The sequence below is a fragment of the Thermoproteus sp. CP80 genome, assembly GCF_002077075.2.
In the GTDB taxonomy this organism is placed as follows: domain Archaea; phylum Thermoproteota; class Thermoprotei; order Thermoproteales; family Thermoproteaceae; genus Thermoproteus.
On the sequence record NZ_LCWM02000028.1, the window covers coordinates 1 to 21,368 of the forward strand.

The 21,368-nt window shown below is 62.6% G+C and carries 24 protein-coding genes and 1 tRNA gene; 18 read left to right on the forward strand and 7 right to left on the reverse strand.

What is annotated here, in order from left to right; translation table 11 throughout:
* Positions 1 to 160: 160 nt before the first annotated feature.
* The 6 genes from B7L68_RS06450 to B7L68_RS06475 form a co-directional block, all read right to left on the reverse strand.
* Complete coding sequence (locus B7L68_RS06450; protein ID WP_081246864.1) at positions 161 to 742, reverse strand: MBL fold metallo-hydrolase; 582 nt, start codon at positions 740 to 742, stop codon at positions 161 to 163.
* Entirely contained in the window at positions 736 to 1,776 is a 1,041-nt protein-coding gene (gene hypE, locus B7L68_RS06455; protein WP_081246865.1) for a hydrogenase expression/formation protein HypE, read from the reverse strand. Before hypE ends, B7L68_RS06450 begins: the two co-directional genes overlap by 7 nt.
* Before the next feature lie 109 nt (positions 1,777 to 1,885).
* Positions 1,886 to 3,790: an AMP-binding protein gene (locus B7L68_RS06460; protein WP_081246866.1), complete on the reverse strand. Its 1,905-nt coding sequence runs from the start codon at positions 3,788 to 3,790 to the stop codon at positions 1,886 to 1,888.
* Between the two features lie 18 nt (positions 3,791 to 3,808).
* Positions 3,809 to 4,540: a P-loop NTPase gene (locus B7L68_RS06465; protein ID WP_081246867.1), complete on the reverse strand. Its 732-nt coding sequence runs from the start codon at positions 4,538 to 4,540 to the stop codon at positions 3,809 to 3,811.
* Positions 4,537 to 4,947 (reverse strand): hydrogenase maturation nickel metallochaperone HypA, encoded by a 411-nt coding sequence (locus tag B7L68_RS06470; protein ID WP_081246868.1) that lies wholly within the window; start codon positions 4,945 to 4,947, stop codon positions 4,537 to 4,539. Before B7L68_RS06470 ends, B7L68_RS06465 begins: the two co-directional genes overlap by 4 nt.
* A 58-nt stretch (positions 4,948 to 5,005) precedes the next feature.
* The gene (locus B7L68_RS06475) at positions 5,006 to 5,404 is read right to left on the reverse strand and encodes a CopG family ribbon-helix-helix protein (RefSeq protein WP_081246869.1); all 399 of its coding nucleotides are present in this window, start codon (positions 5,402 to 5,404) and stop codon (positions 5,006 to 5,008) included.
* 51 nt (positions 5,405 to 5,455) lie between these two features.
* Here B7L68_RS06475 and B7L68_RS06480 point away from each other — a divergent pair, with 51 nt between their 5' ends.
* From B7L68_RS06480 to B7L68_RS06530, 10 genes are all read left to right on the forward strand, one after another.
* Positions 5,456 to 5,758: a hypothetical protein gene (locus tag B7L68_RS06480; RefSeq protein ID WP_081246885.1), complete on the forward strand. Its 303-nt coding sequence runs from the start codon at positions 5,456 to 5,458 to the stop codon at positions 5,756 to 5,758.
* A 206-nt stretch (positions 5,759 to 5,964) separates the two neighbouring features.
* On the forward strand, positions 5,965 to 7,014 hold the full coding sequence (locus tag B7L68_RS08970; RefSeq protein ID WP_238136361.1) for a hypothetical protein: 1,050 nt from the start codon (positions 5,965 to 5,967) through the stop codon (positions 7,012 to 7,014).
* Between the two features lie 21 nt (positions 7,015 to 7,035).
* On the forward strand, positions 7,036 to 8,382 hold the full coding sequence (locus B7L68_RS06495) for a twin-arginine translocation signal domain-containing protein (protein ID WP_081246870.1): 1,347 nt from the start codon (positions 7,036 to 7,038) through the stop codon (positions 8,380 to 8,382).
* Positions 8,379 to 9,407 (forward strand): hydrogenase cytochrome b subunit, encoded by a 1,029-nt coding sequence (locus B7L68_RS06500; RefSeq protein WP_081246871.1) that lies wholly within the window; start codon positions 8,379 to 8,381, stop codon positions 9,405 to 9,407. Before B7L68_RS06495 ends, B7L68_RS06500 begins: the two co-directional genes overlap by 4 nt.
* Before the next feature lie 53 nt (positions 9,408 to 9,460).
* Positions 9,461 to 11,380, forward strand: coding sequence for a nickel-dependent hydrogenase large subunit (locus B7L68_RS06505; RefSeq protein WP_081246872.1), 1,920 nt, complete (start codon positions 9,461 to 9,463; stop codon positions 11,378 to 11,380).
* Positions 11,359 to 11,871, forward strand: coding sequence for a hydrogenase maturation protease (locus B7L68_RS06510; protein WP_081246873.1), 513 nt, complete (start codon positions 11,359 to 11,361; stop codon positions 11,869 to 11,871). The genes B7L68_RS06505 and B7L68_RS06510 overlap by 22 nt, the downstream gene beginning before the upstream one ends.
* Positions 11,855 to 12,118 carry a hypothetical protein gene (locus B7L68_RS06515; protein ID WP_238136362.1) on the forward strand — a complete coding sequence of 88 codons (264 nt, stop codon included), beginning with the start codon at positions 11,855 to 11,857 and terminating at the stop codon, positions 12,116 to 12,118. Before B7L68_RS06510 ends, B7L68_RS06515 begins: the two co-directional genes overlap by 17 nt.
* A complete protein-coding gene (locus B7L68_RS06520; RefSeq protein WP_193432481.1) occupies positions 12,115 to 12,723 on the forward strand; it encodes a hypothetical protein in 609 nt (202 codons plus the stop codon). The genes B7L68_RS06515 and B7L68_RS06520 overlap by 4 nt, the downstream gene beginning before the upstream one ends.
* Before the next feature lie 34 nt (positions 12,724 to 12,757).
* On the forward strand, positions 12,758 to 14,038 hold the full coding sequence (gene hypD, locus B7L68_RS06525) for a hydrogenase formation protein HypD (RefSeq protein WP_081246875.1): 1,281 nt from the start codon (positions 12,758 to 12,760) through the stop codon (positions 14,036 to 14,038).
* Between the two features lie 2 nt (positions 14,039 to 14,040).
* Positions 14,041 to 14,388, forward strand: coding sequence for a HypC/HybG/HupF family hydrogenase formation chaperone (locus tag B7L68_RS06530; RefSeq protein ID WP_081246876.1), 348 nt, complete (start codon positions 14,041 to 14,043; stop codon positions 14,386 to 14,388).
* A gap of 3 nt (positions 14,389 to 14,391) precedes the next feature.
* Here the strand turns inward: B7L68_RS06530 and hypF are convergent, their stop codons facing one another.
* Complete coding sequence (hypF, locus tag B7L68_RS06535) at positions 14,392 to 16,632, reverse strand: carbamoyltransferase HypF (protein WP_081246877.1); 2,241 nt, start codon at positions 16,630 to 16,632, stop codon at positions 14,392 to 14,394.
* Positions 16,633 to 17,117: 485 nt separating this feature from the next.
* On the opposite strand from hypF, the gene B7L68_RS09035 reads away from it, so the two are divergent.
* The 8 genes from B7L68_RS09035 (at position 17,118) to B7L68_RS06570 (ending at position 20,396) form a co-directional block, all read left to right on the forward strand.
* Entirely contained in the window at positions 17,118 to 17,249 is a 132-nt protein-coding gene (locus tag B7L68_RS09035; RefSeq protein WP_255408307.1) for a hypothetical protein, read from the forward strand.
* 70 nt (positions 17,250 to 17,319) lie between these two features.
* Entirely contained in the window at positions 17,320 to 17,931 is a 612-nt protein-coding gene (locus tag B7L68_RS06540) for an energy-coupling factor ABC transporter permease (protein WP_081246878.1), read from the forward strand.
* On the forward strand, positions 17,928 to 18,242 hold the full coding sequence (locus B7L68_RS06545) for a PDGLE domain-containing protein (protein ID WP_081246879.1): 315 nt from the start codon (positions 17,928 to 17,930) through the stop codon (positions 18,240 to 18,242). Before B7L68_RS06540 ends, B7L68_RS06545 begins: the two co-directional genes overlap by 4 nt.
* Positions 18,223 to 18,816, forward strand: a complete 594-nt coding sequence (locus B7L68_RS06550; RefSeq protein WP_081246880.1) for a cobalt transporter — start codon at positions 18,223 to 18,225, stop codon at positions 18,814 to 18,816. The genes B7L68_RS06545 and B7L68_RS06550 overlap by 20 nt, the downstream gene beginning before the upstream one ends.
* On the forward strand, positions 18,797 to 19,504 hold the full coding sequence (locus B7L68_RS06555) for an energy-coupling factor ABC transporter ATP-binding protein (RefSeq protein ID WP_081246881.1): 708 nt from the start codon (positions 18,797 to 18,799) through the stop codon (positions 19,502 to 19,504). Before B7L68_RS06550 ends, B7L68_RS06555 begins: the two co-directional genes overlap by 20 nt.
* A 218-nt stretch (positions 19,505 to 19,722) precedes the next feature.
* On the forward strand, positions 19,723 to 19,983 hold the full coding sequence (locus tag B7L68_RS06560; protein ID WP_081246882.1) for a hypothetical protein: 261 nt from the start codon (positions 19,723 to 19,725) through the stop codon (positions 19,981 to 19,983).
* A gap of 82 nt (positions 19,984 to 20,065) precedes the next feature.
* Complete coding sequence (locus B7L68_RS06565; RefSeq protein ID WP_081246883.1) at positions 20,066 to 20,254, forward strand: hypothetical protein; 189 nt, start codon at positions 20,066 to 20,068, stop codon at positions 20,252 to 20,254.
* A gap of 49 nt (positions 20,255 to 20,303) precedes the next feature.
* Positions 20,304 to 20,396, forward strand: a tRNA-Met gene (locus B7L68_RS06570).
* Positions 20,397 to 21,368 lie beyond the last annotated feature (972 nt).

A 21,368-nucleotide genomic window follows, 5' to 3' on the forward strand; every position in this document is an offset into this window, starting at 1 on the left:
GGCCTCCCTCCTCCTCAACTCCCTGGCCTCCCTCTCGCGCTCCGCGAAGATCTCGGCCACGGGATTTGGGACGCATGGAAATAAATGTAGCGGCCGTCGCGGCCTCTTCGGCGCCTGGGCCGGGGGCCTCGCGCCGCGCGTAGTCGGCGGCTCGGGCCTGTCAGGGCGGCTGGTGCAGGGCTACGACGTTGGCGTATGGATGCGCCACGTCTCTGAACTTGACGTAGTGCCTCTTGTCGGTGTAGTGCATCGGCACGGCTATCTTGGGCCTCAGCAACATGACGGCGTCCGCCGCCTCCTCGGGCGTCATGACGGAGCCTCCCCCTACGGGGGCCAGGAGCACGTCCACGTCCCTGACCTCCGCGACCTCTCTGACCAGGTCGGTGTCGCCCATGTGGTACAGCCTGACCCCGCCGGCCTCCACCACGTAGCCGACCCCGAAGCCCTTGGGGTGTATGGGCCTGCCGTCCTTAGCCTTGGTTATGTTGTAGGCGTGGACCGCCGACACTCTGAAGGGCCCTAGCTCCAGGACGTCCCCCGGCTTCACTATCGTCCCGCCGAATGGGGAATAGAACGCGTCCACCCCTCCTGGGAAGTGCCCCACGTGGCTGTGGGTGTAGAGCAGATAGTCGCAGCCCGCCGTGTTCAACGCGTCTATGCAGAGGGTTTTGCCCGAGCTTCTCACGGCTGCCCCGGCCGCTCCGCCCGCCCTCCACAGATCCACCCCCCTGAACCTCAACATATCCTGGGCACGAGGTCGCCTCTGGGCGCCTCCAGGATCCTGAGCCCGCCCACCAAAGTCTTGAGGAGGACGTATCCCCTATACTTCTCCGCCTCCTTCACCTCGCCTATCGCGGCGGCGTTCCCGAAGCCGAGCCTCCTCATGTGCTCCACCACATCGTCGGCTACGTCGGGATCCACGGCCAACACGGCCGCGCCCTCGCTGGCGAGGGCCAGGGGGTCTATGCCGAGCATGTTGGCGTAGGCCGCCACCTGCGGCCTGATGGGCACGGCCGCCTCCTCCACCACTATAACGGTCCCCGACGCCTTGGCCCAGTCGTTTAGGACCATGGCGAGCCCTCCCCTCGTGGGGTCGCGCGCCGCGTGTACGCGCTCGCCGTATTTCTCCACCAGGGGGATCATGAGCTTGGTCAAGGGCCTTACGTCGCTCGTGAGGCCTCCGCCGGCGCCCTCCTCCGCTATGCCCATCTGCCTGGCCAGTATCACGGCGCCGTGGTCGCCGAGGAAGCCGCTCACGATGATCCTATCGCCCGGCTTCGGCCTGTCGACGATGGGCCTCTCCGCGACGCCGATTCCCACAGTCGCGATCGCGATCTTGTCCAGCTGGCCCTTGGGCATCACCTTGAAGTCCCCGCCTATCAACGCCACGCCCTCCTCCCGTAGCACCCGCAGCATCGAGTCCACGATTCTGCGGAGGTCCTCCATGGGGAACCCCTCCTCCACCACTATGGCGTCCAGCATGGCGATGGGCCTCCCGCCCATCATGAGGACGTCGTTTATGCTACCGGACGCCGCCAGAACGCCGATGTCGCCGCCGGGGAAGAAAGGCGGATTGACCGTGTAGGAGTCTATCGTGACCACTAGATAGCGCCCATCGCCGATGGGGATCGCCGCGGCGTCGTCGGGGAAATCTATGCCGACCCCGCCCTCGACCCGCTTCAGCCTCTCCTCGAGGCGCGAGAAGACGAGGGCCTCCAGGATCTGGGACGTCTCGACGCCCCCCGAGCCGTGCGCGAGTCTGACCACGCCCTCCATGGCCTCGGGCGAGGCCTTCCTTAAATTAGTTTCGCGGCTCTCCGCGCCGCCTTAGCGGCGGGGCCCCGATCCCCGAGCGGCGGGCAGTTGAGGTGGAGCGGCGGCCGGCTCATCTGAGCCTACGCGCCACCTCCTCGACCCAGCCGCGCAGCGGGCCGTCCGCCGCGGCTCCCCTCCAGAGATACGCCTTCAACGCGGCTCTGAGCTCGGGCTTCGGCGCGTCGGGCATCGCCTCCAGGGCTACTATCTTGGCGGGCTCCGCTATAGCGCCCACGTACTCTCTGATCCTCCTCCTCAGCTCGTCGGGCTGGACGTCGCCCGCCACCACGACCACAGGCGTCTCGAATTTCTGGAGGTCGCGCACGCCGAAGGCCACGGCCCTCTTGACGCCCGGCGCGGCCTCCGCGGCCCTCTCCAAGGCCTCCGGCGTTATGCGGTAGCCGTTCACCTTCATCACCGTATCGGACCTCCCCAGAGGGAATATGTTCATGTCGTCGGCCATGACCGCGTAGTCGCCAGCGTAGTAGACGCCGCCTCTCCACCTCTCGGCATACCACCGCGGGTATTGGACGGGCATCGCGGGCCAAGGCGACTTCACGACCAGCTGGCCTGGCCTCCCCCTCACGGGGTTCCCCTCCCCGTCGACCACATCGATGTGGAAGCCCGGCATCGGGGGGCCGGCCGAGCCCGGCGCGATGGGGACGAAGGTGTAGTTGGGCAGGCTCCCCGTGGCGAACGTGCCCAGCTCGGTCTGTATGAACATGTGGATGACGGGTATCCTCCCGCTGAGCTTCTCGGGAAGGGAGTCTATGGAGGGGACCGTGCCCGTGCCGACCAGGTGGTACGCCCACTTCCAGTACTTGACCTCCATGGGCTCGGCCGTGGTCAATATGAGCTTGAGCGTGTCCAGGTTGTGCTCCCTGAGCATCTCCGGGTCCTGCCTCGACAGGACCCTCAGGGCGCCCGCCGTGGTCAAAAACACCGTCACCGCGTAGTCCTCCATTATGCTCCACCAGACGTCCCAGCCGGGGTAGTCGGGCCCTCCCTCGTAGATCACCACGGCGGATCCCACCATAAACGGGCCGAAGAGGACGTAGGTAACGCCTGTTATCCACCCCGGCAGAACCGTGCAGAAGTAGGTGTCGCGGGGCCTGAGGCCTATCCACCTCGTCGTTGCGTAGGTCTGCGTCAGGTAGCCGCCGGCTCCGTGGACCACGAGGCCCAGCCCCCCGTCGTAGCCCACATGTAGGCCGAAGAGGGGATGTGCGGACTCCACCACGGCCTCCTCGGCGGGCTCCGGCCTCACGTCCCCGAGGCGGTGGTCCCTCCCCTCGACGAGCCCCACGTCCACTCCCATCCTCTCCACCACCAAGACCTTCGGCTTCCATTTGGCCAGCCCCAACGCCTTGTCCACTGCCTCCTTCACCTTAATCGGCCTCCCCCTCCGCGGAAAGGCGTCCACGGTCACCAACAGCCTAGGCCTCGTGTCGTCTACACGAGCCGCGAGGTCGCCGTAGCCGAAGCCCGTGAAGACCGGCTCTATGGGGGCGCCCAGCCGCACGGCCGCGAGCATCAACGCCACCACCTCCGGCGTCGGCGGGGCGTAGAACACAACCCAATCCCCCCTCCCCACACCCAACGCCTTGAGGACGCCTGAATACGACTTGGCCATGGCGTCTAGGTCCGAATAGGTGAAGACCCTCGTCACCCCCTCCTCCCCCCTCCAGATCAAGGCGGGCTTCTCCCAGATCCAGGTCCCCTCGTGCCTCCCCACGACGTTGCGGTACGGGCTCAAGAGGCCGTCCGGGAACCACCTGACTGCCGGCGGCTCCCCCTCCAGGGCCTTGGTCCACCGCCTCTCCCACAGCAGCTGGGCCGCCTCGCCGGCCCAGAACTCCGGAGTTAGGCTCTCCCTGTAGATCCGCGCGTATTGGGCAGGGGATATGGCCTTGTACTTAAAGAGAGGGGGGACCACGCGCTCCTCGCTGTAGACCTCCCTCAGGAGGTCCTCCATGCCCGCTCCCCCGCGGCCTCAGAGGCCTTCGACCATCCGCCTAACGACATCGGCGACGGGGCCTCGGTACTCGTGGATCCTCCCGACGTAGTCCTCCAGGGAGGGGTCTATCGGCGCCTCGTGGACGGGCGCCCCGACGCTCTCGGCGAGCCTCCTGGCATCCTCGCCGCGGCCGAACGGGTAGATCCTCGATCCGCCGCAGTCGACGTAGGCCATGTTGAGCACCACCGCCGCCGGCCTCTTGCCCATCTCCGCGAGGTACTCGGCCAGGTGCTTGACGACGCCGTAGGAGGCCCTGGAGGGCGTGGCGACCAGCACTGGGAGGAAGTCCGCGACCCTGCCCAGGGCCAACAGCTCCTCGCCCATGCCCGGCGGCATGTCCACGACGACCGGGTCCGAGTCGCCGAGCTTCGCGAAGGCCAGAAGCGCCTCGACGGCCCCCGCCTGCCCGTAGCCGGGCAGGACCACGTATCTATCCCCCACTATGCCCCCCAGCGAGAACACCTTGACTCCCCCCGCCTCCAGCGGCTCTATCCCCTCCTTGCCGACCTCGTGCAGCCTCCCCGACAGCCCGAAGAGCCTCGGCGCGGACATGCCCTCTAGGTCGAGATCCACGAGGGCCGAGCCCGGCCTGGCGAGCGCCGCCAGAGCCGCCACTACGCTCTTCCCCACGCCGCCCTTCCCGCTCATCACGGCGACGACCCTCCTCCGCCTCAGCCTCTCCCTGGCGATCTCCAAGAGGGGCCTCATGCCGTCTCCACCTCGTCCACCTTTATGGAGAGCTCCGCCTCGATGTCGTGGGAGCCGCATCTAGGGCATTTGACGAACGTAGGGAGGAGCTCCGGGATCAGATGCAGGGGGTACTCCTCGCCGTACTGCCCCATCAACCGCCCTATCTGCGCGTCGACCTCCTCCTGCCCGAACTCGTAGCCGCACGCCCTACAGCGATACCGCGGAGATCTGACCTTGACGTCCAGCCTGGCTCCCTCCAGCCTGGACTCCCTCTTGAGGGCGTCGAAGGCCTCGGTTAGTATGGACACGTCGAGCTGTGCCGGCGACGGGACCGAGAGGACGACGCGTCTGATCTGCACGCCCCTCTCGAGGGCCCAGCGGTCGAGGGTCTGCACCAAGGACAGCGCCAGGGACCACTCGTGCATATGTTGGCCCGAGCCGTGTTTAAAAAGGGATTTTCCGCGTTGCCGAAAACAGCGGCCCCTACCCCTCGGCGAGCTGGGGTATGTTGACCACCCTCAGATGCTTGAGCCCCCTCCCTATCCTCGATATCCTGGTCACCAGCTCCCTTATCCTATCGCTGTCGCCCAGCGCGTGGACCACCTCTAGGCAGTTCCTATCGTCTAGATGGATGTGGGTGGACGCCCTAATCACGTCCCTGAACTCATGCTGAACCTCGGTCACGTTCTTGGCCACTTCCCCCACTTCGTGGTCGTAGACGTAGACTATTATGGAGGCCATAGGCCTCTGGACTATCTCCGAGATCTTCTCGGCCACTATGGAGGCGATGAACCGCGACCTGTTGGTCTCGCCGACCATGGACATGGCATTTTCAATTTCCCTATACAGCTTGTCGTCGAGAGCCAGACTGATCCTTTTCATATAATCGAGAAATACCTTAAATAAAAGCAGTAGCTCCCGGCTGTGTTCAGGATGGACGACGGCATAACTCCGAGGGATTTGAAGATAGACATGATAAGGGAGGGCCTCAAGGGCATTAGGAAGAGGTATCTGGAGTGCCTCGCCTCGAAGAAGAGGGAGGTCTGCTACGCCGTGGCGGCGAACGAGCTCATGTCCATGTTCGGCTCGCTCATGCCCCGCGTGATACACGATCCGGAAGTGAGGTATTACATACTCTACGGCGTAGACCAACTGCTCGTCTACGACGCCGACATGGACAGGCTGAGGCTTACGACCATAGAGGAGGTCGCTAACATTGTATTCAATTCTACATAAAAACTAAAACTTTAACAATTTTAAAATTGCAATATAGTAGAAAAATATTTTTGATAATATAATATATATATGAAAATTATAAATATACATTCTCTTTTAAATATCATATCTAAGTCATCATATTTATACTAATAAATTCTATTTTAAGTTGAAAAAGAAGCAGAAATGCTAAGAAAAGAATAAAAGGGGTAATAAAATTGTCCTATATGCCGTTCGGCCGGATCCTCATCGCCTCTATAGGGTATTTTTTGAAACGCGACTGCTCCATAGGCTACGAGGCGGGCCGTATATTGAGGGAGAGGGGGTACGAGGTGGTCGAGCTATCGGGCGACGTCTTCGCCATGGTCGACGAGCTGAGGAGCCGTCCCCACGACGTGTTGATACTAATCGGCACGATCCAGAGAGGCCGCCCGCCGGGGACTATAGACGTTTACGAATTCCGCCCCCAGGGCTTCAAGGACAGTCTGGAGGCGGCGGACGCGTTGCGCCCGTCGCTGGAGGGCCGTATATCGCTTCAAGACCTCCTGACCGGGCTCAGCGTTTTGGGCCCCACGGCGCGGAGGACGTATGTGGTGGATTGCGAGCCGCCCGTCCCGGAGCCGGGCATAGGGCTGTCGCCAGAGGGGAGAGGTGCGCGGAGCGCATGGCCGAGAAGGTCGTCGAGTTGCTGGGCCATGTGTAGGCGGCTGGAGGAGAGGGAGCTGGAGGTCTTAAGGGCCGCGCTCGCCTCGCCTAGGTTCTACCATATCTACAAGTCGACGTCGATACCTCTGGCCACTACGTGGAGGATCGTCCGCCGCCTCGCCGAGCGCGGCTATATGGAGTATCACGGCGGCCGCGTGAGGATGACGGAGGCGGGCCTCATCTTGTTGGCTCTGCACGACGACGTTGCGCTTAATATATTGGCCAGGAAATACGGCGTCTCCGCGGCCGCGATGCGGGAGTACCTCGATTTCGTCTGCAGGAGGCTGGGCGACGCGGATCTCCCGATTGGGTCTCTCGCCGATACCGTGGGCTTGGTTGGGCTGGAGGCCCTGAAGGAGCTACGGGGCACACCCGTCGAGGGGCTGGCGGTCGATCTGCTGTTCCGGTTCTGTAGAGACTGCGTTGTGGAGATCGACGGATCTGCGTTCATCCTAGGCGGTGGAGGCATCGTGGCGGCGCGTTGCAAGCTCTGTGGGGATACGTGCCTCAGGCTCTATCCCGAGTGCCCCCACGCCAAGGCGTTTTTCAGGTCTTTGAAAACGCATTTTTAAGAGTTGCCAAGAGCAACCACAATGCGGATAAAAAGGCGTGATTTCCTGAAAGCCTCGGCGCTGGCCTCTGCCCTAGCTGCGTTGAACTGGAGCGCCTTGACGAAGGCCGCAGGCGAGGCCATAAGGAGCGGCGACATAGGCGTGGTCTGGCTCGAGGCGCAGGACTGCGCCGGCAACACCACGTCGGTAATTCAAGCCACCGACCCCTCGTTGGTCGACGTGCTGCTGGGCACCACGCCGCTGGTCGGCCCCGGCACCGTCAGACTCATCTTCCACGAGACCGTCATGGCCCAGTGGGGCGCCTACCACGTGACGTCGTCGGCCGACGTAAACAACGACGCGTATCTAGCCTCCATAGTGTCGCAACAGCCGCCTCCCGGCAACGCCGACGCCATACTCACCGATCTGGCCAACGGCGAATACGGTCAATACGTCCTAGTCCTCGAGGGGAGCTTTCCGCAGGAGTTCGGCATATCGGGCTCCAACATAGGCGCCGAGGGCGGGTATTACTGCAAGATAGGCCAGCTCACCTGCACCGAATGGCTCAAGAAGCTCCTCCCCAACGCCGTCGCCGTCGTCGCGGTGGGCAACTGCGCCACCTATGGAGGCATCCCGGCCAACAAGGTGTTGGAGCCTCCGCCCGGCTTCCAGTACGCCACTTGGTCCCAATCGCCGACGGGCGCCATAGGCTTCTTCGACGACCCGATCAGGGGGATAAAGGGCGCGATACACCAGAGCTATTTCCAGCCTGAGGTGGAGCCCTTCCGCAGGTATATAGACGAGGGCGGCGTGCCCGACCTCAAGACCGTGAAGCCCGCCGTGGCCGTCCCCGGCTGTCCCGCCAACGGAAACGGCATCATGCGCACGTTGGCGTTGTTGGTCCTCGTGGCGGCCGGATATCTGGACATCAGCGTGTTGCGCCGCGAGACCTTCCTCGACGAATACGCCAGGCCCAACTTCATCTTCCAGCTGACGACGCACGAGCAGTGCCCCAGAGCGGCTTGGTACGCCGCAGGCGACTTCAGGCCGTACCCCGGAGCGGGCGACGGCAAATGCCTATACGCAGTGGGCTGCAAGGGCCCCGTCTCGCACTGTCCGTGGAACAAGGTGGGTTGGGTGGGCGGCGTCGGAGGGCCCACAAGAACGGGGGCGGTGTGCATAGGCTGCACCCAGCCCGGCTTCACGGACGCCTTCGAGCCGTTCTACGCCAAGCTGCCCTACGCGCCCATAGGCGTCGACACGCTCACCAAGGTGGCGGTGGCCTCGGCCGCGGCCATAGCTGGCGCCGGCGTTATAGGCGGCGTGTGGGCCTCCGCCAGGGCTAGGGCGGAGAAGAAGGGCGGCGAGAAGGCCGAGGAGAAGAAATGACGTGGAGCGGCAGAGTAATAGGCAGCCTTATCGCCACGGCGATAACGGTAGGCCTGACCTGGGTCGTCGAATATTTCCTGGTCCTCCCCTCTCTCCTCGAGACCTGGCCGCAGTTCTGGTCCTACGTGGCCGCCTACGGGATTAGGGTCTTCGACCTGCAGTTCGAGCTCTTGTTCTGGAGCCTCGCCTTCGATCTGCTCATAACGCTTATCGTGATATACGGCTCCTACTGGGTGCTGGGCCACTTCGCCGTCTACGCCGCCAACTATCAACGCTATAGGCAGCTTATGGACACGCCGAAGGTGCAGAGGTGGTCCGTCATGCAGAGGGTGCAGCACATAACCATGTTCGTGACGCTTGTGTTGACCGCGTTTACGGGCTTCGTGACCATGTTCGCGAACAATCCCCAGTGGCACCAATGGTATATACCAGGCGTGTACAACGCAGCGGCTTCGCCGCCCTACTTCCTCTGGCCGGCCCAGACAGGCCCCGTCCAGTGGATGATAATAATCCACGTATGGAGCGGCATAGCCATGGGCGTCCTCGTCATAGCCCACTTCGCCTACTACGGAACCCGCATCCTGATAGACATAATCAGGAGGAGGCCCGTGATGGAGAGGTGGCCCCTTCTGAGGCTCTGGACTTGGGGCTTCGTGAAACATCTCGTCCACAGATCCATATGGCTGGCTAAGCCCAGCTGGAAGGTGCCCCAATGGGTCCATAAATACGACGCGGAGCAGCTCTTCGAGTACTGGGGCGTCTACTGGGGTATAGTCATACTGGGCATACCGGGCGCGTTGATGGCGATATACGGGCCCTCGGCCTTCGACGGGCTGGCCTTCTTGTTCCACACGAAGGAGGCCGTGTTGGCGGTCTCCTTCCTGTTGTTGGTGCATCTAACGTACACGCACTTCATGCCGCACATATTCCCCTACAACAGGATGTTCCACGAGGGGAAGATCCCGTCGGGCATAGCGAGGGAGGAGCATCCGCTCTGGAGTATACAAACCTCTCAAGCCCAATAACTTTTTCACGGGCTTGGAAACAGGTTTTTTAACAAGCCGAAGGCGACATCCATATGTCTACGATAAAGCTCTGGATAGACCCCATAACCCGTATAGAGGGGCACCTCGCGCTCTACGCCGAGATAGACAGCGCGGCTAGGGCCGTCTCCACCGCCCATACGACCGTCATGATGTTCCGCGGCTTCGAGGTTTTCCTGAGGGGGAGGCCGCCGGAGGACGCCATACACATAACCTCCAGGACCTGCGGAGTCTGCGGCGCCGCCCACGCCAACGCCTCCACGCGGGCCTGCGACGTCGCGGCCGGCATGACCCCGCTCCCCATGGGCAACGTCTTGAGGAACATGGCCTACGCCATGACTGACTACACCTACGACCACTCCATAATACTCAACATGCTCGAGGGGCCCGATTACAGCGAGGCCATAGTCAGCAAGCTGACGCCCTCGGTGTGGCAGACGGCGCAACAGACCCCCGCCAACTACTCCAGCATACACGGCTACCGCACTATCGCCGACATAATGAGGGACTTGAACCCAATACAGGGGAGGATATGGCAGTTGACGGTGAAGCATCAACGCATTGCGAGGGAAGCCGGCGTGTTGATCTACGGCAGACACTCGCACCCCTCCACGTTGATACCCGGCGGCATATCGACCGACATAACCCTCCTGGCTTCGTTGCTCCAGGAGTACTACACCCGCCTCTCCCTCCTCACGGCATGGGTCAAGTTCGTCTGGGCCATATGGCAGGACCTCTACGAGTTCTTCAGGGACCACGTCTCCACCCCCGACGGCCAGAGCTACGCGTTGACGCAGGGCAAGACCCACGATCCGCCCGTGTTGTTGGCGAGCGGCTGGTCGGACGACCCGGAGGTGTATAGCGATATATACGACGAGGCCGGCGGCGATTGGGTGAAGCTCTACTCCCTATTGGACAATGCGTATAACGCCAGGTGGGAGAAGCCGGGATTCGCCATAGGCCACGAAATATATAGCCCCAACCCCACCGAGATCCAGCTGGGCTACCTCGAGTTCGCCGACTCCTCCTTCTACGAAGACTGGGTGAAGGCCGACGTGGCTCCTCCGTACGGCTGGCTCAAGGAGGATCCCTTGGGGAGGCCGTTGGCGTACGGCAACGACCCGCTCTTCAAGTACCACATGTGGAATAGGACCACCATCCCGAAGCCCGGCGCGATAAACTTCGCCGATAAGTACACCTGGGCCGCGGAGCCCAGGCTCCTGTTGAAGGACGGCAGAATAGCGCCTATAGAGACGGGGCCCATAGCCCAGCTGTGGCTCGACACGTTGCACGCAGCCACGGTGCAGGTCGACAACCACAAGGCTTGGGAGTCCAACGGAAGCCAGTTGAAGGTCTATCTGCCGGGCGGCACGGTCAACCCCGACTTGCCCGAGGGGACCTACGGCGAATTGACGATTACGTGGAATCTGCCGAACTACTCCACCACCATGGAGAGGCTTCTGGCCAGGGCGGTCCACCTGGCGATGGCGGTCTCGTTGGCCTGGGCCAATCTGCTCTACGGCCTGAGTCTCGTCAACGCCGGCAAGACCCAGACCTCGAGGCCGTGGTCCTTCGGGAGATGGCCCTCGTTCAGCTACAGCTTCGGCTGGTGGCAAGTGCCTAGAGGCAACTGCATGCATTGGCTGGTCCAACAGAACGGGAGGATCGCCAACTACCAGTACGAGGCCCCCACGACGCCCAACGTCAGTCCGCAGAACTCGAGATGCACAGATCCGTGGAAGGGGCAGTGCAGAGGTCCCTTCGAGATGTCTGTCGTCAACAGCAAGGTCACCGAGGAGGTTCCGCCGGACCAGTGGACAGGCCTCGACTTCGTCAGGGCGATCCGCAGCTTCGACCCCTGCCTCGCCTGCGCCGTGCATTTCGAGGCCAAGGGAGAGGGCGGCCGCGTCTACAACGTAATCGAGAAGGTTATATGGAACGCCTGCTCGTTGTAGGGCTGGGGAATCCCATATACGGCGACGACGGCCTCGGCTCCTGCCTCGCCCAATACCTCTCTCTTTTCAACCCCTTCGTCCTCGACGGCAACGCCCACGGCATAGGGATACTCGGCAATCTGGCCGACTACGACGTCCTGGTGTTCATCGACGTGGACGCGAATCTGCCGCCAGGCGCCGTGGCGGTGGAGAGGATAGAGGGGTCCCTCACGGTGTCCGAGACGAGGCTTGTGGACGCCCATAGGACGCCGCCGTCTCTCCTGGTGGGCTACCTGAGGGCCATGGGCAAAAACCCCAAGGCTTATCTGATAGCGGTGGGCCCCAAGAGCCTCGAGCCGTTGGCGCCGGCGTCGCGCGAGGCGGTGGAGGCGGCCCCCGCGGCGGTCTCCGAGTTGAAGAGAAAGGTGGCGGAATTCGGCTACGAGCTGAAGGTGGAGGGAGATGTTAAAAAGGGCGTTGAGGAGTGTTATAAACGTGTCCTCCGTACGTGACCTCGCGGAGCTCCTGAAGGCCCTCGGGGAGCTGAAGAGGGCTGTCGTGGATCCCTTCTTGAAGCCGCTGGAGGAGCTGAGGGCCTCTCTGGTTAGGCCCGTGGTGGAGCCTTTGGAGGGCGAGCTCAAGAGGGCTCTGGGCTCGGCGCTTTACGGCAACTTGACGGACCTCGGCAGAGCCAAGGAGCTCTCGGGCGGAAGCCTCGAGGATCTCCGCGAGAGCGTCAAGAAACATTTCGGGGCATGATCTACGGCATATCCTACATCTATTGGCTGGTCTACGGCTCCAGCCTGGACCTCCCCGCCATTTTGGGGAGGCTCGTGGGGCTCGGCTACGAGATCGGCCGCGCGGGCTATAGGGAGGGCGCGGTCTATCTGGACCCCCTCCCCGGCGGCTACGCCGCAAGGAGGGTCTACGAGGAGGGGATCGTCTACCTCCTGGCGGATCTACAGAGGGGGGCTCTGGGAGTCTTCAGCGAGGGCTACGGCCTGCTCAACAGAGGGATCGCCGACGTGTCCAGGGCGTTGATGGAGCTGTCGATGCCCGAGCCTCCGAGGGCCGAGCTACACGTCTCCTTCGGCCTCGCCGGCGAGGACTGCAGGAAGGAGAAGGTGTCGATATCGGGCATAGAGTTCGTGAGGACGGGCTTGGTCCTCATGAGCGGCGAGCCTCAAGGGGGCGAGGGCATATACGTCTCGGTGACGCCTGTGGGGACGGGCCGATATATGGCCTACCTGGTGGTGGGCGGCGGATGGCAATACGTGTTGTCCCACATGAAGAGGATAGGGGATCTCTTGAACTCTCTGGTGGGCTATTTCGTCTGCGGCGGCGCCGGTTTTTCAGGCATTTGAAAAAGATATTTTTTTAGTGGACGCGGGACGCCCCATGGCTTGCGTCTCAACGCCTCAGGATTTTCCCGTAGCGCCTACGCTCGACTGTTGGAAATGCCCAGTGATGAAGAGGGAGATGGAGGCCCTGGAGCTCGCCTTCAGGCGCAAGACCTCGATAACCTCGACCCTCCTCCACAACATCGAGAAGTACTCGCGGGAGTTGAGGGAGAGGGACGGGCGGTACGTCTACAAGGTCATGGACTTCTGCGGGACGCACGAGTGGACCATCGTGCACTTCGGCTTGAGGAGCCTCCTGGAGAAGGCGGGAGCCCGGAACGTGGAGCTGGTCGCCGGGCCCGGTTGCCCCGTGTGCGTAACGCCGTCGTACTACATAGAGCACTCCATAAAGCTGGCTCTCGAAGGCGTCGTGGTCTACACCTACGGCGACGTCTTTAAGGTCCCCGCGCTTAGGCCCGTCAAGGGCGCTCGGTCGCTGGCGGAGGCCAAGGCGCTCGGCGGCGATGTGCGCGTAGTCCACTCCTTCCTCCACGCCGTGATAGACGCGAGGAAGCACAACAAGGACTCCCTCTTCGTGGGCATAGGCTTCGAGACGGTCGCGCCCGGCTATTCCGAGGCCATACTCAAGGGCCTTGTGCCGGACCACCTAAAGCTGATGTCGCTCGTCAAGTTGACCCCGCCGGCCATGTTCTACACCCTGGAGGTGGTGAGGGAGAAGCCCACGGACTACCCCATCTCGGGCGTCATAGCGCCGGGCCACGTCTCGACGATAGTTGGCGGGAAGGCTTGGCAACCCGTGGCCGAGCAGTTCCAGATACCCGTCGTGGTGGCGGGCTTCGAGCCCAACGACGTGTTGGCGGCTGTAGCCGAGATATTGAGGCAGATGGCTAGGGGGGAGCACAAGGTGGTGATAGAATACACGAGGGCGGTGACTTGGGAGGGAGATTTAAAGGCCCAGTCCTCCATAAGGACCGTGTTCGAGACCGTGGACTCTGCCTGGAGGGGCATAGGCTATATCCCCAAGAGCGGCTTGGCCCTTAGGGAGGAGTTCAGGAGGCACGACGCCTTCGCCTACTTCGGGATATCCGACCTAACCCCCGAGACTTGGCGCTACGACCTCCCCGCCAATTGTAGATGCGCCGAGGTGACTCTAGGCAAGGCGAAGCCCACCGACTGCCCCCTGTTCATGAAGGCCTGCACTCCCGATAGGCCTATTGGGCCGTGTATGGTGTCCGTGGAGGGGACCTGCGCCATCTGGGCTCGCTTCGGCGGGGGCGGACTCGCCGATGAGATAGCGAGAGCCGTAGGCGTGTTTTAGCCATGTGCTGGGCCGTCCCCTCTGTGGTGACCAAGATCGAGGGCGGCATCGCCTGGGTCGATCCCGGCGACGGCGTGGAGAGGCCCGCGATAATAGGCATCGAGGAGTCCGCGCTACAGCCTGGGGATCTGGTGATGGTCCACGCGGGGGTCATCATAGCCAAGGTGGACCTCTCCACCTTGAAGGAGAGCGTCGAGATGTGGAAGCAGATGGCGAGGGAGCTCGCCGCCTCGACGGGGGAGGACCCGGAGGCCGCAGCCAGGATGATAGAGGAGGAGATGTGGCGCGTCGTGAAGATAGCCGAGGAGGCCAGGGCCGGCAGGAGGCAAGCCGTCAGGGAGCTCGCGTAGCGCTTACTCCATCAACGCGGCGTAGTAGATCTGCCCAAGGGCTATCCCGCCGTCTCCCGGCGGCGCCCTTCTTTGTTGCTTTAAGACGAAGCCGCAACCTTCGACCTCCTCGGCCACGGCAGACATGATTATGTCGTTGACGGCGGCTCCGCCGGATACCGCCACGGCCTTTGTCCCCCTTCTCTCGGCAACTTCGCAGGCCCATCTGCCGAGGATCGAGCCGAGCTTGTGCTGGGCCGTGTAGGCCAAATCTCTCGTCGGGGCGGATCCAATCCTCTCAACTATCTCGGTGAAGAGCTCCACTTGATCCTCAGCGTCTAGGGAGAGGAGTCTCCCGCCCCTCGCGGCGGCTTCCAGCTTTATGGCGGGCTCCCCCTCGTACGTCCTCTCCTGTGCGATGCCCAACGCCACGGCTACGGCGTCGAGGAACCTCCCGGCGCTTGAGGTGTATATCCTGGGATTTTTCAACTCCCTCTCCACAATGGCGAGCTCGGCGGCGCCGCCGGGCAGCGCCTCGGCGAGGCTGTCGGGGATCTCCCCCAGGGCGGCGTGGAAATACGCGGCGGCCATTCTGCCAGGCCTCAGCGCAGCCAAGTCGCCTCCAGGCATGGGGACGTAGGGGAGGTGCCTCTCCCTGACGAAGCGGGCCCCCTCCACGAACAAGACCTCTCCGCCCCAAGCCATCCCGTCGGTCCCGTACCCCACGCCGTCTATGGCGATGGCCACGAAGGGCTCGTCGAGCCCCGCGTCGGCTGCGGCCGACAGGGCGTGGGCGTGGTGGTGTTGCACTGTATACGCCTCGGCGCCCAGCCCGTCCCTCCAGTCTAGGCAGAGCCTCGTGCTGTTGTAGGCGGGGTTCGCGTCGCAGATCAGCACGAAGTCCTTAAGCTTGTACGCCTCGAGGAACCACCGCAACTCTCTATCCAGATCTTGCAACGCGTCGAAGCTGTCCAGATCGCCTATGTATTGGGTCAAGACGGCCTTGTCATCGAAGGCCACGCCCCCCGCCGTCTGTAGATCCGCGCCGAAGGCGACAGCCGGCCTCCTCAGCCTCCGGGGTATTCTGATCCACGCAGGGGCGTAGCCCCTGGACCTTCTGAGAAAGACCGGGGCCCCCCTGGTGAATCTGACCACGCTGTCGTCGACTCTATGGACTATCTCAAGGTCGTGGTCGAGGACGTAGTCCACGACATTCCCCAGCCTCGAGAGGACGCAGCTAAGGCTCGTGCACATGGGCTCTCCGTGCACGTTGCCGCTTGTGGCTATGGCGAATTTGTCCTCGGTCCTAGATAGGAGGAGGTACTGGAGCGCCGTGTAGGGGAGGAAGACGCCCTCCTTGTCGAGGCCCGGGGAGACCAGGGGAGAGACGGGGCTGTCCTCCCTCTTGGGCAGAAGCACTATGGGCCTCTGGGGCGAGGTCAAAAGCTCGGCGGCCTCCCCGTCCACCTCGGCCAGGGCCTTGGCCACGTCTAGGTTGAGGGCCATGACCGCGAAGGGCTGGCTCGGCCTCCTCTTTCTGCGCCTGAGCTCAGCCACGACGTCGTCCCTCCGGGCGTTGGCGAATACGTGATACCCCCCTATGCCCTTCACAGCCACGATACGCCCCCTATCTATCAACCGCGCAGCCTCCGCTACGGGGTCCTCTGCCGCGACGTCTCTGCCGTCTGCGCCCAAGAGCCTCGTCCTAGGCCCGTCGCGTCTACAGGATATGCCTTGGTAGAAAAACCTCCTGAGACCGCCCACGCGCGGGTTCGAGTACTCCTCTCTGCACTTGTCGCACATGGGGAACGCGGACCAGCTGGTGTTCTCCCTGTCGTAGGGCAGTCTGCGCATCACCGAGAAGCGGGGGCCGCAGAAGCTACAGCTGTTGAATGGGTAGAGCCTCCTCCTCTCGTCGCCGCTCAGCACCTCGGCCAGACAGTCGTCGCATATGGCGAGGTCGGGCGGTATGTTGGAGAGGGCGAGGGACCGCTCCTCGCTCTTCAAGATCTCGAAGGCCCTGTGCCCCATCGGCCGGGCCTCCTCCACCAGAAGCTCCTCGAGGACTATGGCCCTGGGCCTCTCCCTCCTCAAAGCCTCGACGAAGGCGTCGGCGTTTTCGCCCTCGACGAATATCTCCACCTCGCCGCCGCCTAGGTTCCTCACGTAGCCCCCCACGCCGAGCCTATCCGCGAGAGTCTTCACGTACGGCCTAAATCCGACGCCTTGGACTATCCCCACGGCGTGTATCCTATAGGCCTTCATGGGCCTGCGCCTAGACGGCGCGTCGACGGCCTCGCCGAGCCCCCCGGCGCTATTTCGCTAAATACGCCGATTACCACAGGTTTTATTGGGCAGTTTATAGTTTATTATGGATTACGGGGCTATCCTCAAAATCATCCTGACGTGACAATAACGTCCCCGGTCTAGCGACGCCGGATTAGATCCAAGCCGAGACCGAGATACCGGTGATAGCCGTCAGCTACGGAGCCGTCGGCGGCATGAACTCCACGGAGCTGTTCTACGCTCTGAGAGCTGTGGGCATAGTTTCTGGGCGGAGAGCAGAGGGCCGAGGAGCTGATTAGCTACATTTAGCAGCATAGACGTGAAGATAGTTGCGGTTCTGTGGCTTATGCGTGATCTCTCGACGGAGGTCGCCGTGGCGGTCGTGCTACACGACTTAAGCGCGGCGTTAGATACGCCGACTACGCCATCTTCATGAAGAAAGGCGCTATCCACGCCGCAGGCCTGTGGAGAAAATCTTCGCCGAGGAGGCGATAGAGGAGGTCTACGACGTGCCTGCGAGGCGTTCCGGGAAAGAGTCTTGTTCGACTAGCGCAGTGGGCCCGCGCGTCCCGGCCCCCGGGCTACGCATACAGTGAGGCGCCGAGGGGACTCGGTTTTTCGTGTTAATGAAAACATATTTTTTAAATCCAGTAAATGTAATACTCCATGCATATACCCGATGGATATCTCGATCCCATCTCGGCGGGCGTTACGTGGGCCATAATGCTGGCCTACGGCTACTACGCCTATAGGCACAGCGAGCTGCAGAAATACATGGAGCTGGTGCTCTCCCTGGCCGCCGCGATTTTCGTCGCCCAGATGCTCAACTGGCCGATACCGGGCGGGACCTCCCTCCACATGGTGGGCGGGGCTCTGGCGGCGATACTGGTGGGCCCCTTCAACGCCTTCTTCGTCCTCCTGTTGGTTCTGTTGGTGCAGGCGTTGGTGTTCCACGACGGAGGGGTAACAACGCTGGGGGCAAACGTGATAAACATGGGCGTCATAGCGCCTCTCGTGGGATACGCCGCGTACAAGGCGTTGAGGCCCCGCGTCGGCGTCTTTTGGTCGGCCTTCGTCGCCGGGTGGGCCAGCATAACCGTCGCGGGGACCGCCGCCGGCTTGGAGATAGGCCTATCCCCCTGGTTCCCCTACGGCTGGACCATCAGCGTCCCCGCGATGGCGGGCTGGCACGCGTTGCTGGGCCTCGTGGAGGGCGCCATAACCGGCTTCGTGGTGCTCTACCTCTCCAAGAGGGCCCCCGAGTACGTGAGGCTATGACGAGGAGGTTCCTCGCCCTCTTGATAGCCCTCGCGCTAATCTCGCCCATCTTCGGCGTCTGGCTCGCCAACTTGATAAACTACCACGAGCCTCTCGACGTGGCTGCCGACCTCATAAATCAGGCCGCCAACCGCACGATCCTCAACGATACTAGGTACCAGATGAACTGGACGCCCTTCATAGACTACACAGTGCCGGGGCTTCCCGACTGGGCTGGCTATATAGTCTCGGCGTTTATAGGCCTCGCCATATACCTTGTGCTCTATATGGCGTTGGTGGGCAGGAGGGGCCGTGTTAAGAGAACTAGTTGAGGGGATAACGAAGGCGGTGGCGGCCTTCGAGAGGGTCCGCGAGGCGCATCCCTCTCTCCCCTATTTTTTCACAGCGGCAGCCATCACGGCGGCCTTTCTGCCCGTCTGGATCTTGGCCCCCGCCTTCGTGGCAATCGGCGCCTTGGCGGCGTGGGGCGGGCGCGGCCTCAAGGAGTGGCTCGCGGTGGTGGGGACCTCCGCCTTCTTCGCGGCCATCGTGTCCCTACCCGCCGCGCTCGGCCTCCTTCCGGCCAAGGCCGACCTGGCCCTCTTCGTCTCGAGGGCCGTCTCATCCGCCGCCGTCTTCACCGGAGGTCTTCTCCACTGCGGCTGGGTCTGTTTCCTGGGGGCGTTTAGGCGCGTTCTGCCGCGGCCTATATACAGAATGTTGGAGCTGTTCCCGCCCTCAGTATACGCCTTGGGGAGGGCGGCGGTCGTCGTGGCGGCGGCCAGGGAGGCGCGGACGCCTCAGTTCGACAGGAGGGCATTCGCCGCGGCCATCGGCGATGTGCTGATATACGGCATAGAGAGGGGAAGGGCCTTGAGGATGGCGTATGAGGCGAGAAGTCCTTAGGGCGTCGGGTCTGGAGTTCGGATATTTCGGCGAGCCCGTGATTAGAGGCGTGGATCTGTCCGTGGACGAAGGCGAGGTCGTGGCCATCTACGGCCCAACGGGCTCCGGCAAGACGACCCTCCTGCTCCTCCTGGCCGGGCTTCTGAAGCCGTGGAGAGGCGACGTGTACGTGATGGGGGAAAGGCTGGACGAGGGGAGTCTGCCCAAGGCCAGAAGGCTCATCGGCGTGTCCTTCCAGAATCCCGACGACATGTTCTTCAACGACACCGTGCTGGACGAGATCGCCTACACCCCCGCGAGGATATACGGGGCAGACGTCGGGCTCAAGGCGGCAAGGGCGATGGCCGAGAGGCTCGGCATTTCGCATCTCCTAGACAAGCCGCCCTACAAGCTCAGCGGAGGCCAGAAGAAGCTGGTCTCCTTGGCCGCCGCCACGGCGCACGAGCCGAGCCTGCTCCTGCTGGACGAGCCCACGACGTATCTAGACGAGGAGTCGACGGAGAGAGTGGTCGAGCTGCTCGAGGAGCTGAGACGCCGCGGATCGGCCGTGTTGGTGGCCACGCACGACATGGAGCTCATCTGTAGACTCGCCGACAGGTCCTACGCGTTGGTCGGAGGGAGGCTGACAGACGGCGTGCCCAGCCCTAGACGGCCTCTATGCCTGTGCGGGGAGGCCAGCCGCAGATAGTCGAAATCCGTTGGTCAGGCTTTTCGCCGAGAGGGCCGCTGAGCGCGCCGACGGGTTGGGGACCGTCGACTGCCGCCTCTGCCTAGGCGGGGGTTACATCGTCATCGAGGGCGCCGGGGGAGGGCCCTCGGTTTCTTCCACATGCCCACGAGGATCTCCACGATGGGGAGGGCGGGCCTTCCAAGCTTGAGGAGACGTTGGGAGGATGATGCAAAGCAGTGGCAGGAGAATTGGCGGCGGGAGGAGACGAGAGGCGTTGGCGGGAGAACTACAAGAAGCGGGAGGGGCAGTTTAGGTTAGCCAGATGGATGATAGCGGCTCTCTCCGAAATAGGAGATGCTCCTGGCGGCGGCTTTGGGTACTTCGCGGCTAGGGTCGTCAGGTCGGTCCTCAGGGAGAGAGGCGTCGGGTGCGATGCCCGCATCAACGTGACTCCGCCGGTGGACGGCTTCAAGGAGGTCGACCTCTTCTGCCCGTAGCTTCTGGTTGTAGGCGAGGTGTCCGTAGCCGTTAGGAGCGCGGAGAAGGCCGAGGGACCCTCTGGAGCAACCCAGGAAGTCGGTGGAGGCCGCCGAGAGGCTCACGGGGGCCAAGATATACATAAAGGCGATCGCCGTGGAGCTCGCGCCGAGGGATGCGGCGGAGCGTCTGAGGAAGGCCGCAGAGGAGGGGGATTTACCTGATCCTCGGCAGGTACTGCGAGCGTCTGCCCGCGGCGCGGGCCTAAAGCGGGCAAAGCTTTTAAACTGAGGAAAAGTAGGCGATGGGCCGCCTCTGGACTGGGGGCGGCGAGGCCGGAAGCGGGGTAGGCCAGCCAGGTAGGCCGCGGGGCTCATAAGGGGGCAACCCCTGTGAGACCCCGAGGTCCCCGGTTCAAATCCGGGCCCCGCTATTTCTTCGCTTCCAGTTTTATGGTCGGTCATTGGAAAAAATCGGGGTTTCTTTCGAATTCTTCTTACAATTTCCCTCTCCCTTGGCGTGCCGCTTCTCATCTTTTCCATTAGGGACCGCATGGCGGCTTCTCTTAGTTGTTTGTTCTTCTTTATGTCGCCGAGCCCGACGTATATCATGTATTTCCTGTTCGACTTAACCACGTTCGGCCGCATTCCCAACGTCTCTAACGCGTTGGCCGCGGCTACTGCCTCCTCTGCGGTGTTGGCGTAGTAGGCGGCTATCAGCGTGCCGCCGTTGCCGCTTACCAGCGAAATCTTCATCGACGCCAAGACTCGATCCGGATCCTCCGAGCGGGGGTTTTTCACAGCCTCTCTGAGGATGTCTACAGACCTTTTCCTTGCGACCGCCTCTTTTATGTAGTTCCACTTGTGGCGTTTCAACAGATCCAGCAACATGCCGTAGGGGCCGGCCGCCTCCGCCAAACGCATAAAGACGTCATGGCCCTTCGCGACGACCGCCTCGTAATCGCCAGTTGCTCTTCCTATTTTCCACGGCTCCTTGGCCGCAACTGCGATCTCGAACCGCCCAATTCTGCCCACCGCGCCTTTCCATCTCCTAACCACATCGTCAGCAGAGGCGCCAATTCGCCTTGCCGGAGGCACGTAAGAACCATGCTTATCGCCTCCTCCTTTCGCCACTGTTGCCGCCAGCTCCTGGCAACCATGCTCAGCGTGACGCTGACGCCTTGACGCGTCAGGTTTACGGAGGGAGGAGGCCGTTTTATTGATTCGATGCGCCGTCGCCTAGAGCGTGTCGTTACGGCGCCGGCAGGTTTCGGGTTGAACGCCGTCCGGGCCGCCTTCACGGCCGCGGGCCCTGTCCGCCCTCGGCCGCGCGCCTACAGGGGCAACTCAGAATTAATGCTCACAGGGGGCTAGCCCCCTGTGAGGATTGATCTGATGGCACTCCT

Coding starts and splice junctions, on each gene's coding strand:
- B7L68_RS06450 (WP_081246864.1), bottom strand. CDS start 742: ATGTTGAGGTTCAGGGGGGTGGATCTGTGGAGGGCGGGCGGAGCGGCC.
- hypE (WP_081246865.1), bottom strand. CDS start 1,776: ATGGAGGGCGTGGTCAGACTCGCGCACGGCTCGGGGGGCGTCGAGACG.
- B7L68_RS06460 (WP_081246866.1), bottom strand. CDS start 3,790: ATGGAGGACCTCCTGAGGGAGGTCTACAGCGAGGAGCGCGTGGTCCCC.
- B7L68_RS06465 (WP_081246867.1), bottom strand. CDS start 4,540: ATGAGGCCCCTCTTGGAGATCGCCAGGGAGAGGCTGAGGCGGAGGAGG.
- B7L68_RS06470 (WP_081246868.1), bottom strand. CDS start 4,947: ATGCACGAGTGGTCCCTGGCGCTGTCCTTGGTGCAGACCCTCGACCGC.
- B7L68_RS06475 (WP_081246869.1), bottom strand. CDS start 5,404: ATGAAAAGGATCAGTCTGGCTCTCGACGACAAGCTGTATAGGGAAATT.
- B7L68_RS06480 (WP_081246885.1), top strand. CDS start 5,456: ATGGACGACGGCATAACTCCGAGGGATTTGAAGATAGACATGATAAGG.
- B7L68_RS08970 (WP_238136361.1), top strand. CDS start 5,965: ATGCCGTTCGGCCGGATCCTCATCGCCTCTATAGGGTATTTTTTGAAA.
- B7L68_RS06495 (WP_081246870.1), top strand. CDS start 7,036: ATGCGGATAAAAAGGCGTGATTTCCTGAAAGCCTCGGCGCTGGCCTCT.
- B7L68_RS06500 (WP_081246871.1), top strand. CDS start 8,379: ATGACGTGGAGCGGCAGAGTAATAGGCAGCCTTATCGCCACGGCGATA.
- B7L68_RS06505 (WP_081246872.1), top strand. CDS start 9,461: ATGTCTACGATAAAGCTCTGGATAGACCCCATAACCCGTATAGAGGGG.
- B7L68_RS06510 (WP_081246873.1), top strand. CDS start 11,359: ATGGAACGCCTGCTCGTTGTAGGGCTGGGGAATCCCATATACGGCGAC.
- B7L68_RS06520 (WP_193432481.1), top strand. CDS start 12,115: ATGATCTACGGCATATCCTACATCTATTGGCTGGTCTACGGCTCCAGC.
- hypD (WP_081246875.1), top strand. CDS start 12,758: ATGGCTTGCGTCTCAACGCCTCAGGATTTTCCCGTAGCGCCTACGCTC.
- B7L68_RS06530 (WP_081246876.1), top strand. CDS start 14,041: ATGTGCTGGGCCGTCCCCTCTGTGGTGACCAAGATCGAGGGCGGCATC.
- hypF (WP_081246877.1), bottom strand. CDS start 16,632: ATGAAGGCCTATAGGATACACGCCGTGGGGATAGTCCAAGGCGTCGGA.
- B7L68_RS06540 (WP_081246878.1), top strand. CDS start 17,320: ATGCATATACCCGATGGATATCTCGATCCCATCTCGGCGGGCGTTACG.
- B7L68_RS06545 (WP_081246879.1), top strand. CDS start 17,928: ATGACGAGGAGGTTCCTCGCCCTCTTGATAGCCCTCGCGCTAATCTCG.
- B7L68_RS06555 (WP_081246881.1), top strand. CDS start 18,797: ATGAGGCGAGAAGTCCTTAGGGCGTCGGGTCTGGAGTTCGGATATTTC.